At 64.2% G+C, this 12,259-nt stretch carries 11 protein-coding genes, 1 tRNA gene and 1 pseudogene; 10 read left to right on the top strand and 3 right to left on the bottom strand.

From position 1 onward, the window contains the following. Window positions 1-3 precede the first annotated feature (3 nt). On the bottom strand, window positions 4-1,767 hold the full coding sequence (msbA, locus tag RV045_RS11765; protein ID WP_423235984.1) for a lipid A export permease/ATP-binding protein MsbA: 1,764 nt from the start codon (window positions 1,765-1,767) through the stop codon (window positions 4-6). A gap of 171 nt (window positions 1,768-1,938) precedes the next feature. On the opposite strand from msbA, the gene tolB reads away from it, so the two are divergent. The 6 genes from tolB to RV045_RS11795 all read left to right on the top strand — a co-directional run bounded on the left by tolB (window position 1,939) and on the right by RV045_RS11795 (window position 7,473). Then, complete coding sequence (tolB, locus tag RV045_RS11770) at window positions 1,939-3,204, top strand: Tol-Pal system beta propeller repeat protein TolB (protein WP_423235985.1); 1,266 nt, start codon at window positions 1,939-1,941, stop codon at window positions 3,202-3,204. A gap of 42 nt (window positions 3,205-3,246) precedes the next feature. Next, entirely contained in the window at window positions 3,247-3,801 is a 555-nt protein-coding gene (gene pal / locus RV045_RS11775; protein ID WP_423235986.1) for a peptidoglycan-associated lipoprotein Pal, read from the top strand. Window positions 3,802-3,858: 57 nt separating this feature from the next. Then, complete coding sequence (ybgF, locus tag RV045_RS11780) at window positions 3,859-4,689, top strand: tol-pal system protein YbgF (RefSeq protein ID WP_423235987.1); 831 nt, start codon at window positions 3,859-3,861, stop codon at window positions 4,687-4,689. A 4-nt stretch (window positions 4,690-4,693) separates the two neighbouring features. After that, window positions 4,694-5,551, top strand: coding sequence for a tRNA threonylcarbamoyladenosine dehydratase (locus RV045_RS11785; RefSeq protein ID WP_423235988.1), 858 nt, complete (start codon window positions 4,694-4,696; stop codon window positions 5,549-5,551). A 60-nt stretch (window positions 5,552-5,611) separates the two neighbouring features. Beyond that, window positions 5,612-5,687, top strand: a tRNA-Lys gene (locus tag RV045_RS11790). Window positions 5,688-5,892: 205 nt separating this feature from the next. Then, the gene (locus RV045_RS11795) at window positions 5,893-7,473 is read left to right on the top strand and encodes an ABC transporter substrate-binding protein (protein WP_423235989.1); all 1,581 of its coding nucleotides are present in this window, start codon (window positions 5,893-5,895) and stop codon (window positions 7,471-7,473) included. A gap of 73 nt (window positions 7,474-7,546) precedes the next feature. Here the strand turns inward: RV045_RS11795 and lgt are convergent, their stop codons facing one another. Further along, window positions 7,547-8,377, bottom strand: coding sequence for a prolipoprotein diacylglyceryl transferase (gene lgt / locus RV045_RS11800; RefSeq protein ID WP_423235990.1), 831 nt, complete (start codon window positions 8,375-8,377; stop codon window positions 7,547-7,549). Between the two features lie 37 nt (window positions 8,378-8,414). Next, a complete protein-coding gene (purN, locus tag RV045_RS11805) occupies window positions 8,415-9,107 on the bottom strand; it encodes a phosphoribosylglycinamide formyltransferase (RefSeq protein WP_423235991.1) in 693 nt (230 codons plus the stop codon). A gap of 87 nt (window positions 9,108-9,194) precedes the next feature. Here purN and RV045_RS11810 point away from each other — a divergent pair, with 87 nt between their 5' ends. The 4 genes and pseudogenes from RV045_RS11810 to RV045_RS11825 form a co-directional block, all read left to right on the top strand. Then, window positions 9,195-10,403, top strand: coding sequence for a tryptophan--tRNA ligase (locus tag RV045_RS11810; RefSeq protein WP_423235992.1), 1,209 nt, complete (start codon window positions 9,195-9,197; stop codon window positions 10,401-10,403). Window positions 10,404-10,417: 14 nt separating this feature from the next. Beyond that, the gene (locus RV045_RS11815) at window positions 10,418-10,870 is read left to right on the top strand and encodes a DUF3717 domain-containing protein (protein WP_423235993.1); all 453 of its coding nucleotides are present in this window, start codon (window positions 10,418-10,420) and stop codon (window positions 10,868-10,870) included. Between the two features lie 90 nt (window positions 10,871-10,960). After that, window positions 10,961-11,938 (top strand): hypothetical protein, encoded by a 978-nt coding sequence (locus RV045_RS11820; protein WP_423235994.1) that lies wholly within the window; start codon window positions 10,961-10,963, stop codon window positions 11,936-11,938. 192 nt (window positions 11,939-12,130) lie between these two features. Continuing rightward, window positions 12,131-12,259 (top strand): annotated as a pseudogene (locus tag RV045_RS11825) (IS5/IS1182 family transposase); the annotation flags it as partial.

Below are 12,259 nucleotides of genomic sequence, written 5' to 3' on the forward strand. Positions count from 1 at the left end.
GGCTCAGGCCGTACTGTCCGGCGCGGCGCCAAACTGCAGCGCGTGCATCTGCGCGTAGGCGCCGCGCGCCTGCAGCAGCGCGGCATGCGCGCCCTGCTCGATGATGCGGCCGTGGGCCATCATGACGATCACATCGGCGTGTTCGATGGTGGAAAGGCGGTGGGCGATGACGATCGTGGTGCGCCCCTGGCGCAGGCGCTCCAGCGCCTGCTGCACGGCGCGCTCGGAGGCCGAATCCAGCGCCGAAGTGGCCTCGTCCAGAATCAGGATGGGGGCGTCCTTGAACAGCGCACGCGCAATCGCCACGCGCTGGCGCTGTCCGCCCGACAGCTGGTTGCCATTGTGGCCCAGCGGCGTGTGCAGGCCCTGAGGCAGCCCGGCGGCAAATTCGGCCAGATGGGCGGCCTGCAGCGCATCCTGCACGCGGGCGATCAGCTCGGGCGGGCTGTCCGGCGGCACCGGCCGCATGGCGATGTTGCCCGCCAGCGTGTCGTTGAGCAGGACCACGTCCTGGCTGACCAGCGCAAACTGGCGGCGCAGCACGCCCAGATCCCAGTCAGCCAGCGGCACGCCGTCCAGCAGGATGCGCCCGCCGCTGGGCTCCAGCAGGCGCGGCAGCAGCTGCACCAGGCTGGTTTTGCCCGCGCCGGATGCGCCAACCAGCGCCACGGTCTGGCCGGGCTGTACGCGCAGGGTGATGTCCTCCAGCGCCAGGCTGTGATCGGCGTAGCGCAGGCCCACGCCTTCCAGCAGCAGCTCGCCGCGCGCGCGCTGGCCGGGGGCGTGCGCGCCGCTGGCCTCGTCGGGGAAGCTGTCCACCAGGTTCACGCCCCGGATCACCGCCGCCAGACCGTTGTTGATGGGGCCCGAGATGTCCGACAGATGCTTGATCGGCGAGACCAGCATCAGCATGGCCGTCACAAAAGAGACAAACTCGCCCACGCTGCCGCCCGAGCCCTGGCTCTGCCACAGCGCCACCGACAGCACGCTGGAGATCGCCAGCGCCGCCAGCATCTGCGAAATCGGCGTGGTGCTGGCCGCCGCTGCCACGCCCTTCAGGAAGACTCGGCGCAGCGCCAGGCTGCGGCTCTCGAAACGCGCACGCTGGCTGTCCTGGGCCTCGTGCAGGCGCACCGATTTCCAGGCCAGCACGTTCTCTTCAACGACGTAGGCCAGATCGTCAGTGGCGGTCTGGCTCTGCTCGGCCAGGCGGCGCATGCGCCGTCCGATCAGGCGCATGGCCAGCGCCAGGCAGGGCAGCATCACCGCGACAAACAGCGTGAGCTGCCAGTTCAGATAAAGCAGATAGCCCGTCAGCGCCAGCAGCGTCAGACTGTCGCGCACCAGGGTGATGAGCGCACCCACCAGCTGCGCCGAACCGCTCTGCACCTCGTAAACCAGGGTGTTGGTCAGGCTGCTGGCCGAGCGCGACGTGAACAGCGTGCCGCTGCCGCGCATCAGGCGCTCGAACATGGCCTGGCGCAGGTTGAATACGCCCTGCGCGGCGGTCCAGCTCAGGCTGTACTGCGCCACAAAGCTGGCCAGGCCGCGCACGGCAAACAGGGCCAGCAGAACGACCGGCACCCCCCACACCGGCAGGCCGCGGCTCTGGCCAAAGCCGTGATCCAGCAGCGGCTGCAGCAGGGCCGCAACCAGTGGCTCGGTCAGCGCGCCCACGCCCGCACCCAGCGCAGCGGCAATCAGGCCCTTGCGGGCCCCGCGAAAGTAAGGGGCGATGCGGCGAAAATCGTCGGTCCAGCGGCTCATGCCCGGCATTATCACCCTGGCCCGGTGACGCACGACCTGGAACTTCTGTGGGGCTTGTGGACCCTATTGCCCGTTGCCATCCCGGAGTTTGCTAGACTTGCCCGCGCCATGTCCATGATTCATACCCCAAATCGCTCCTCCCTTGGTTCAGCCGGTCGCCCGCTGGCGGCCGTGGCCCTCAGCCTCAGCCTGGCTTTTGCCTCAGCGCTGGCCCCCCTGCCCGCGCAGGCGCAGACCGCGCCGCCGCTGCAGGTGGATGTCAACGGCGTGGGCGCGCAGCGCCTGCAGCTCGCGCTGGGCAGCTTCGCCGCCGACAGCAGCGGCATCACCGCGACGCTGCGCGCTGACCTGGAGCGCAGCGGTCTGTTTGGCCTGATCGACGCGGGCAGCGGCCTGTCCGACAGCTCGGCGCTGGATCCCAAATGGTCTTCGCAGGGCGTGGATGCGCTGGCGGCCGGATCGGTCAAGATCAGTGGCAGCACCGTCAGCATCACCTGGCGCGTCTGGGACACGGTGCAGAACCGCGATCTGGGCGGCGGCACCGAAACCACCGACCTCGGCAGCGTGCGTATGGGCGCGCACCGCGTCGCAGACGCCATCATCCAGAAGCTGACCGGCAAACAGGGCGGTTTTGCCTCCCGCGTGGCTTATGTGCAGCATCAGGGCAGCAAATACCGTCTGATGATCGCCGATTCCGACGGCGAAAGCGCCCGCGTGGCGCTGACCAGCGACGAACCGATCATTTCGCCCTCGTGGTCGGCCAATGGGCAGGATCTGGCCTATGTGTCTTACGAGACGCGCAAGCCCGTGGTCTGGGTGCAGAACGTGCAGACCGGTGCGCGGCGCAAGGTCGCCGACTTCAAGGGCTCAAACAGCGCTCCGGCCTGGTCGCCCGACGGCAGCCGCCTGGCGGTGACGCTCAGCCGCGACGGCGGCTCGCAGATTTTTCTGGTGAACAAAACCGGCGGTGCGCCGCAGCGCGTCACGCGCAGCCCCACGGGCACCATTGACACCGAACCCACCTTCTCGCCCGACGGCGCCAGCATTTACTTTGTCAGCGACCGGGGCGGCTCGCCGCAGATCTACCGCCAGGCGCTGGGCAGCGACAGCGCGCAGCGCATCAGCTTCAGCGGCAGCTACAACATCAGTCCGGCGGTCAGCTCCGACGGCCGCTGGCTGGCTTACATTTCCCGCCGGGGCGGCGCCTTCCGGGTGATGCTGCAGGATCTCAAAACCGGCCAGGCGCGCGCCCTCACGGCCGCTGGCGGCAACGCCCAGCGCCCCAGCTTCGCGCCCGGCGGCCAGCTGGTGCTGTACTCGGTGCGCCAGGGCAATCGCACGGTGCTGATGAGCTCCTCGCTCGACGGCCGCGTGCAGACGCCGCTGTCCAGCCAGTCCGGCAGCGCGGGTGAGCCCGCCTGGGGCGCCTCCCAGTAACTGAACCGACTTCGTTTCACGCATTTCATTCAAGGAGAAAACATGACCCGATTCCACCGCACCCCCCTGGCCCGACTGCTGCTCGCTGCTGTCGCCGCTGCCGCTCTGGCCGGCTGTGCCAGCCGCGTCCCGCTGGACGAAGGCGCTGCCGCCAATGCGGCCAACGCCAACGGGGGCGTGCTGTCGGGTGCGGCCAGCAATGGCGGCGTGGCCAGCGTGAATTCGTCGTCCAGCAACGCAGGCAACACCGCTGGCGTGGAAAGCGTGCTGGCCAGCCAGGGCCGCACCGTGCTGTTTGATCTGGACAGCTACACCGTGTCCGGCCAGTACACCCCGCTGCTGCAGGCCGTGGCCCGCGCGCTGAACGCCGACAAGAGCGCCCACCTGGTTCTGGAAGGCCACACCGACGAGCGCGGCGGCACCGAATACAACCTTGCGCTGGGCCAGCGCCGCGCCGACGCCGTGCTGCAGCAGCTGCGCCTGCTGGGCGTGTCCGACGCGCAGCTCGAAGCCGTCAGCTACGGCAAAGAGCGCCCCGCCGATCCGGGCCACGACGAAGCCGCCTGGGCCAAGAACCGCCGCGTGGACATGCGCTGATCCACCAGCCTTGCCCGACCCGCTTTTTGTCGCGTTTCCCGCCTGATGGAGCTTTTCATGTCCCAGACCCGTGCCCTTCTTCCGTCACCGACTGCTGCCGCGCGGCGGGCGCGCTGGCGCTCCACGCTGGTCGCCGGAGCGCTGCTGGCGCTGGGCACGGGCAGCGCCTGGGCGCAGCTGTTTGACGACAGTGAAGCGCGCAAGGCCATCATCGCCCTGCGCGGCACCGTGGTGCAGCAGGGCGAGCAGATCCAGGCCGAAAGCACCCGCCTGCAGGGCCTGATCGACCAGCTGCAGCGCAGCCTGCTGCAGACCAGTTCGGCGCAGGACGCGCTGCGCGGCGAACTGGCCCAGCTGCGCGGTGACAACGAGGTGCTGCAGCGCACGCTCGACGAAACCCAGACCCGCCTGCAGGCGCTGGAAAAGCAGGTCGGTGACACCCCTCAGCCCACCGGCACCGCGGCGCTGACGCCGCCCGGAACGCCCGCGCCCGTCTTCGAGCCGCCGCAGGACGCTCAGGCCAAGGCCGCTTACGACCAGGCGCTGTCCAAATTCCGCTCGCGCGATTTCGCCGGCGCGATGACCGATTTCAACGCCCTCATCAAGACCTATCCGCAGAGCAGCCTGGCGCCGCAGGCGCAGTTCTGGCTGGGCAACGCGCACTACGCGCTGGGCCGCATGAAACCGGCCATTTCGGTGCTGAACGATTTCGTGGCCCGCAACCCGCAAAGCGCCAGCGCGCCCGACGCGCTGCTGACGGTGGCCGAGGCTCAGATCGGCTCGGGCGACACCGCGGGTGGCAAGGCCACGCTGGATCGCCTGATCAAGACCTATCCGCAGTCCAAGGCGTCCACGCTGGCGCGCGACCGCTTGGGCGCCATCCGCTGACCGGGTGGAGGACAGTCTGGAGCGCCGCTTCGGCGAAGACCTGGAGCGCCGCTTTGGCGGCTTGGCCCGACTCTACGGCGACGCCGCCTACAGCCGCCTGCGCGGCCTGAGCCTGGCGGTGGTGGGCCTGGGCGGTGTGGGCTCCTGGGCCGCCGAGGCGCTGGCTCGCCACGGCGTGGCGCGGCTGGTGCTGGTCGATCTGGATCACGTCGCGGCCTCCAACATCAACCGCCAGATTCAGGCGACGACACTGACGCTGGGCCAATCCAAGGCGCTGGCCCTGCAGGAGCGCATTGCCCTGATCCACCCCGGCTGCGAGGTCCACGCCGTCGAAGAGTTCGTCGAAGACGGCAACTGGCCGGGCCTGCTGCCCTGCCCGGTCGATGGCGTGATCGACGCCTGCGACCAGGTTCACGCCAAAACCGCGCTGGCCGTCTGGGCCCGCGACAGCGGCACACCGCTGGTCTGCGTGGGCGCTGCGGGCGGCAAACGCCAGCCGCAGCGCGTGGCCGTGGACGATCTGGCGCACACCACCCACGACCCGCTGCTGGCCAGCCTGCGCCAGCGTCTGCGCCAGCGCCACGGCTTCGCCAAAGGCGGTGCCAGCGGCGGCAAGGCGGCGCGCGTGCGGCCCATGGGCGTGCAGTGCGTTTACTCCACCGAAACCGTTGCCCTGCCCCCGGTCGCGCAGTGCGAAACCAGCCCGTCGGAGACGGCCGATGTCGCTGCATCGCTGAACGCCCTGCAGAGCGCTCCGCAGGGCCTGAACTGCCACGGCTACGGCTCCACCGTCACCGTCACCGCCACCTTTGGCCTGGTCGCCGCAGCCGCGTTGATCGACATGACGATCAAAAAGGTTTGAATCCGCCAAAACCTGTGTTACAATTTTGCCTTTCTGATTGAGCCGCAAGGCACACAGTCAGGGTCGGTAGCTCAGTCGGTAGAGCAGCGGACTTTTAATCCGTTGGTCGTGGGTTCGAATCCCACCCGACCCACCAAGATGGGAAACAAAAACCGCCAAGGATCGCTCCTTCGGCGGTTTTTTGTTGCCTGTTGCTCCAGGGCGCCTTGCTGACACACCGGGTCATCCAACCCCACCCCCCGTGGGGAAGCTGGCAAAACGGCATACTCCGCACGTCTGAATCGCTTTCGTGGCCACCGCCCTGTTGCGGCGGTTTTTTTGTGGATCACCGGAGTTCCCGCATGCGTCTTGCCCACTTTGCCCTGCCCCTGATTCTGCTGACGCCGCTGGCGCTGGCCGCCAAAACGCTCACGGTCTGTACCGAGGCCAGCCCCGAGGGTTTTGATGTGGCGCAGTTCAACTCGCTGGTCACCACCAACGCGGCGGCGGACACGGTCTTCGATCGCCTGATCGATTACGACCCGGTCGCCAAAAAACTGGTGCCCGCACTGGCCACCAGCTGGGAAGTCTCGCCCGATGGCCTGAGCTACACCTTCACGCTGCGTCCCAATGTGGCTTTCCAGACCACGCCGTATTTCAAGCCCACGCGCAATTTCAATGCCAAAGACGTCGTCTTCACCTTCGAGCGCATGCTGCGTCCGGATCATCCCTGGTTCAAAACGGCCGTCAACGGCTATCCGCACGCGCAGTCCATGCAGCTCAACAAGCTGTTCAAGGCGATCAACGCGATTGGCAACGACAAGGTGCGCTTCGAGCTGAATTACCCGGAATCGACTTTCCTGGCCACGCTGAGCATGGGCTTTGCCTCGATTTACTCGGCCGAATACGCCGACCAGCTGGACAAGGATGGCCAGCGCGGCAACCTCAACACCCAGCCGGTGGGCACCGGGCCCTTTATCCTGCGCAGTTTCCAGAAGGATTCGGTGGTGCGCTACCAGCCCAATCCGCAATACTGGGGCGGCAAACCCAAAATCGATGCGCTGGTTTACGCCATCACGCCCGATCCGGCGGTGCGCGTGCAGAAAGTCAAGGCGGGCGAGTGCCAGATTGCGCTGTCACCCAAGCCCATGGACGCCATCGCCCAGAAAGGCGGCCCGCTGACGGTGGAAGAAACTCCCGCTTTCATGACCACCTTTGTTGCGCTGAACTCCAGCCACAAGCCGCTGGATAACCCGCTGGTGCGCCAGGCCATCAATATGGCGTTTGACCGCAGCAATTACCTCAAAGTGGTCTTCAACAATACCGCGACGGCAGCCACGGGCGTGTATCCGCCCTACACCTGGAGCTATAACAAGGCGCTCAAACCCTACCCCTACGATCCGGAACAGGCGCGCAAACTGCTGGCACAGGCCGGTCTGCCCAACGGGTTCGAGACCACGCTGTGGGTGCGCTCGTCGGGCGCCAGCAGCAACCCTAACCCGCGTGCGGGCGCCGAGCTGCTGCAGGCCGATCTGGCCAAAATCGGCATCAAGGCCGAGGTCCGCACCCTGGAATGGGGCGAGCTGATCAAGCGCGGCAAGGCGGGCGAGCACGACATGCTCTTCATGGGCTGGTCGGGCGACAACGGCGATCCGGACAACTTCCTCACGCCGCAGTTCTCCTGCGCAGCGGTCAAAGGCGGCACAAACTTCGCGCGCTACTGCGACCCGAAACTGGATGGCCTGATCGCCGAGGGCAAGAAAACCAGCAGCGTCGCCGCCCGAACCAGAATCTACCAGGACGCGCAGAAAATCATCCACGACCAGGCCCTGTGGCTGCCACTGGTCTACCCCAACTCGTATGCGCTGGTGGCGAAGAATGTCAGCGGCTACAAGGTCAACCCGTTTGGCCGGGTGAACTTCAGCCGCGTGCAGGTGAACTGAGCGGGCTGAAGTAAAAGGCAGGAGCAGTGGCAGGGGCTGCGGCCCTGCCCTTGCTTTCCTCAGCGGACGGGGCTCAGCGTGCGGTCTGGGCCGGTTGCGTGCCGGACCGGCCAAAATACAGCCACAGCGCCGCGCCCGCCACCATCATGGGCACGCACAGCCACTGGCCCATGCTCAGGCCCAGCGACAGCAGGCCCAGGTAGCTGTCGGGCTCGCGGAAGTATTCGGCGATGAAGCGGAACACGCCATAACCCAGCAGGAAGGCCGCAGCGATCTGCCCGGTGGGTCGCTGGCGGCGCCCCAGCCACCACAGGATGACGAAGAGCAGCAGCCCTTCCATCAGGAACTGGTAGACCTGAGAGGGATGGCGCGGGATCAGGCTGCCCGATTCGGGGAAGACCATGGCCCAGGGCAGCGACGGGTCGGCCGCGCGGCCCCACAACTCGCCATTGATGAAGTTGCCCACACGCCCGCAGGCCAGACCCGTGGGCACGCAGGGCGCGATCACGTCCATCACCTGCCAGAACGGACGCTGGCGCCGCCAGGCCCACAGGCCCATGGCCGCGATCACGCCCAGCAGGCCACCGTGGAAGGACATGCCGCCCTCCCACACCGCGAAAATCTTCAGCGGCTGCGCCAGATACAGCTCCGGCTGGTAGAACAGCACAAAGCCCAGGCGCCCACCCAGGATCACGCCCAGCACGCCATAGAACAGCAGATCGTCGAAGTCCTGCGCCTGCCAGCCCGTGCTGCTGTACCAGGGCTTGAGCACCCGCCGCCGCCCCAGAAACAGGAAGAGCATGAAGGCCGCCAGGTAGGTCAGGCCGTACCAGTGGATGGCGATGGGCAGGCCCAGACCGTGCAGATCCAGGGCGATGGGGTTGAATTGGGGATGAACCAGCATAAACGTCGCAGACACTGAAAAAGAAGGGGAAAAGCGCTCAGGGCCTGGGGCTGAAGTGCCACAGGTCATCCGCCGCGCCGGGAGCGTGGCGCACGCGCCCGCCGTCCAGCCACCACGCGCCGTCCACCCAGGCGCGCACCGCGCGCGGGTAGATGACGTGCTCGGCGCGCAGCACGCGCGCGGCCAGGCGGTCTTCGTCGTCGCCGGGCAGGACGGGCACCGCCGCCTGCGCGACGATGGGTCCGTGATCCAGCTCGGGCGTGACGATGTGCACCGTACTGCCCGCCAGCCGACAGCCCGCCTCGATGGCGCGGCGGTGTGTATGCAGGCCTGTGAACGCGGGCAGCAGCGAAGGGTGAATGTTGAGCATGCGCCCCGCGTAATGCTGCACAAAATCCGCGCCCAGAATGCGCATGAAGCCCGCCAGCACGACCAGATCGGGCGCGTGGGCATCGATGGCTTCGCGCAGTGCGGCCTCGAAGGCGGCGCGCGGATCAGACTGGGCCGCGAACGCGGTGTGATCGACGCAGCCCGTGGCGATGCCGCGCTGCGCCGCCCACGCCAGACCAGCCGCCTGCGGGCGGTTGCTGATGACGGCGGCGACATGCGCGGGCCAGGCCTCGCGCTCGCAGCATTCGGCCAGCGCCTGCATGTTGGAGCCACGCCCGGAGATCAGGACGACCAGGCGCGCAGGATTTTGCGCCCCAAAGCGCGGGGCAGCCGGAGACATTTCACTCATGGGCGCCCAGTGTAGCGGGTGGAGGTCTTTACAATCAGCGCTCTGGACGAAATCGGCGGCCATCCCGCTTCAAACACCATGACCTCACGCGTACTCTCCGGCATGCGCCCTACCGGCGCCCTGCACCTGGGCCACTACCACGGCGCCCTCAAAAACTGGGTCGAGATGCAGTCCCAGCATGACTGCTACTTTTTTGTCGCCGACTGGCACGCGCTGACCACGCACTACGAGACGCGCGAAGTCATCGCGAAGAACGTCATCGAAATGGTGATCGACTGGCTGGCCTGCGGCCTGGACCCCGACCGCTGCACGATTTTCATGCAGAGCCGCCTGCCCGAGCACGCCGAGCTCTTCACCCTGCTGTCCATGGGCACGCCGCTGGCCTGGCTGGAGCGCCAGCCGACCTACAAGGACCAGATGGCCAAGCTGAAGGACCGTGATCTGGCCACTTACGGCTTCCTGGGCTACCCGCTGCTGCAGGCCGCTGACATCCTGATCTACCGCGCGCAGTACGTGCCGGTCGGCGAGGACCAGATCCCCCACGTCGAGATGACGCGCGAGGTGGCCCGCCGCTTCAACCAGCTCTACGGCCGCAGCCCCACGCACGACGCCGACGTGGCCGCCGCGCTGGCGCGCCTGTCGAAAGACGACGCGCGCTACTACGAAAAGCAGCGCAAGGCCTACCAGGAAAGCGGCGACGAAGCCGCTCTGGGCAAGGGCGATGGCGTGGTCGCGCGGGCCAGCGTGGCCATCAGCGGCTGGACCCCGGCCGACAGCGCCCTGCTGCAGGGCCATCTGCGCGGATCGGGCCAGACCATCCTGACCGAGCCGCAGGCCCTGCTGACCCAGACCTCGCGCCTGCCCGGCCTGGACGGCGACAAGATGAGCAAGAGCTACGGCAACACCATCGCCATGCGCGACGATGAGGCTGCCGTCACCGAAAAAATCCGCCGCATGCCCACCGACCCGCAGCGCGCCCGCCGCAACGACCCGGGCGACCCCGAGCGCTGCCCCGTGTGGCAGTTCCACAAGGTCTACACCACGCCCGAAACGCAGGCCTGGGTGCAGCAGGGCTGTACAACCGCCGGCATCGGCTGCCTGGACTGCAAACAGCCCGTCATCGACGCCGTGCTGGCCGAGCAGAAGCCGTGGAAAGAACGCGCCGAGCCCTATGTCCGCGAGCCGGAAAAAGTCCGCTGGATCCTGGAAAAAGGCTGCGAACGCGCCCGCATGACCGCCTCGCGCACCATGAAAGACGTGCGCCAGGCCATGGGCCTGCAGTTCTGACCGCCGCCCTGGCCATGGCCCCGCTGCACCTCCACGACCTGGAAGCCGCCATCAACTGGTGGCGCCAGCACGCGCCATCCAGTGACGGCATCAGCGCCTGCGCGCCGGTGCGGGCGCTGGCCGAGGTCTACGCGCGCATGGTCTGGCAGCAGCAGGACGCCGTCGTCTGGTCCGCCCTGCCCGGCCGCGCCCAGGCCGCCTGGACGGCCTGGTACCAGCACCAGAGCGATGCGCCCTGCATCGCCATCTGCTCCACCGCCCAGGGCGATCCGGTCTGCAAAGGCTGCGGCCGCACCGAAGACGAAGTCCAGCACTGGACCCGCATGGAGCCCCTGGACAAACGCGCCGTGTGGCGCCGCATCACGGCCGAGGGCACCGCCTGGCGCTTCAACAAATACGCCGAGCGCGTCGTGCCTGCACGCCAGCCCGGCAAGGCGGAGATTGAGGGGCTGCTGGGGGAGTTTTAGGGGGCTGAGGGGGATTTGTGTGAAGCAGCAACCAAAACCTTATCTATCGGTCACTGATTAATACTAACCAAAACAACTGGAGCATACAAATTGGAACCATTAGAGAAATTATCCAATTATGTGAATTCAATTAAAAAGACTCACGCAATACCAACAACACCCAATAACCCATTTCCATCAAAAAATGATCTCGCCAAAAGTTCAATAGCACAGTTAAAAATACTTATTGAACAAGCAGAAAAACTTATCGCCAACAATATCAGATTCCCGTCATCCAATAACGTCTTAGACGTAGACGATCGCAATAGGCTCATTGGTATATTTATTAGTGATATTGAGCAATTTGTCACGATCGAAAATATAACTATAGAAAATCATAACCTTGCGCACTATGCGCAGTCAAAAATCTCAGATCATGCACTTTTTCATTTGGCATCACAAACTATATTCCCAAAAACCTATGAGAGCATCGAAGTAAAATCGAGCAAAGAAACATTTGATCTTTACTCAATACCACTCAAGCTGCGACTGGCATTAGAAAATAAATTAAAGGCGATCATAGGCTTTAAATCATCCGACGTCACTTGCGGCAACAAGGTTAAATCCGGAACACGCGAATTTCCTGTCACAGCAATAATTAAATTTCTAAAAAGTTTAGAATGCTTGAATCTTCCTTGTTGCTTGACAGATATCGAAAATATTTATTCTTGGGCATGCAAATTTTGCCATACAGCCGAAAAAGAGTACATTTGGATGCTTATGAAAGCAATAGAAGTAAACGCCAATTTATTTCTTTACCAGTCACAAAAAAAATACGAAATATCTATAGATACACTTTGGCATGACTATGGATTGTCAGAAGAAAATTTGCTTGAAAAATTAATAAGCCATAAAGGATTGACCACTCCAATTTATTACTTAAAAGATGGTTGGACATTAAAAAGAATCGAAGATGAACTCAATCATCCAAAAAATCGAACTTCACGAAAACTCAAATTCAATTTATCCGAGACAGAGCTCGATGAGGCAAAAAGCCTGTACTGCAGTAAAACAAAAGAATATTTTTGACTTTACGGGAACGCCTAAAATCTCAATCTGAAAATTCTCTCTCAATAAAATCAACACATTGTGATTTTATTAGATGAAATTTCAAAATTTAGTGCATTCCTTTAAATGATCGCTCCCTAAGGAAACACCTCAAAACCCCACTCCATCCCCATCATCCTGGTCAGCAGGCCCGCAACCTGGCACAATCAGGTCATGAACATTCAGTACGTTTTACCCATTGACCCTGACCAGCGCCGCACGCGCAAGCGCATCTTTCTTGATGAGATGGAGCGTGTAATCCCGTGGTATGACCTCATCGAGCTGATTACACCCTATTACTCC

The sequence above is a fragment of the Amphibiibacter pelophylacis genome (assembly GCF_037688875.1).
In the GTDB taxonomy this organism is placed as follows: Bacteria; Pseudomonadota; Gammaproteobacteria; order Burkholderiales; family Burkholderiaceae_C; genus Amphibiibacter; species Amphibiibacter pelophylacis.

Coding starts and splice junctions, on each gene's coding strand:
- msbA (WP_423235984.1), bottom strand. CDS start 1,767: ATGAGCCGCTGGACCGACGATTTTCGCCGCATCGCCCCTTACTTTCGC.
- pal (WP_423235986.1), top strand. CDS start 3,247: ATGACCCGATTCCACCGCACCCCCCTGGCCCGACTGCTGCTCGCTGCT.
- ybgF (WP_423235987.1), top strand. CDS start 3,859: ATGTCCCAGACCCGTGCCCTTCTTCCGTCACCGACTGCTGCCGCGCGG.
- RV045_RS11795 (WP_423235989.1), top strand. CDS start 5,893: ATGCGTCTTGCCCACTTTGCCCTGCCCCTGATTCTGCTGACGCCGCTG.
- lgt (WP_423235990.1), bottom strand. CDS start 8,377: ATGCTGGTTCATCCCCAATTCAACCCCATCGCCCTGGATCTGCACGGT.
- purN (WP_423235991.1), bottom strand. CDS start 9,107: ATGTCTCCGGCTGCCCCGCGCTTTGGGGCGCAAAATCCTGCGCGCCTG.
- RV045_RS11810 (WP_423235992.1), top strand. CDS start 9,195: ATGACCTCACGCGTACTCTCCGGCATGCGCCCTACCGGCGCCCTGCAC.
- RV045_RS11815 (WP_423235993.1), top strand. CDS start 10,418: ATGGCCCCGCTGCACCTCCACGACCTGGAAGCCGCCATCAACTGGTGG.